The following is a 430-nucleotide window of genomic DNA, read 5'->3' on the forward strand; positions in this document are numbered from 1 at the left end:
CCGGTGACTGCGCGGGGCGCTACGGCGGGGACGAATTCGCCATCGTGCTGCCCGGCATGCATGCGCGCGACGCCCTGGCCATTGCCCAGCGCATCCGCGAGCAGACAGAAGGCGTGCGCCTGCGCAGCCTGCCCGAACTGCGCATCACCAGCAGCATCGGCGTGGCCCCGGCCGACCACCGCCACAGCAGCCTGCGGGCGTGGATCGACGCCGCGGACGCAGCGCTGTACGTCGCCAAAAACGGCGGACGCAATCAGGTGGCGGGGTGCATGGAGCCAGCGCTGGTACCAGCGGTGTAGCAGCCAGCACTGCGGCCGGCGTCAGGGCTCGTTGGCGGCTGCAGGGTTCACCGGCCACTGCACCCGCACCGTGCAACCAGCGCCCGGCACCGCCGTCGCGCTAACCTCTGCGCCGTGGCGCTGCGCAATGG

The 430-nt window shown here is 72.1% G+C and carries 1 protein-coding gene; it reads left to right on the forward strand.

The annotated features are described in order from the left end of the window. The coding region (locus I6F21_RS38000; protein ID WP_225184417.1) for a GGDEF domain-containing protein at window positions 1-299 on the forward strand (299 nt) is incomplete at its 5' end. Between the last annotated feature and the right edge of the window lie 131 nt (window positions 300-430).

This window comes from Bradyrhizobium sp. NBAIM03 (assembly GCF_020194055.1).
GTDB classification, from domain to species: domain Bacteria; phylum Pseudomonadota; class Alphaproteobacteria; order Rhizobiales; family Xanthobacteraceae; genus Bradyrhizobium; species Bradyrhizobium yuanmingense.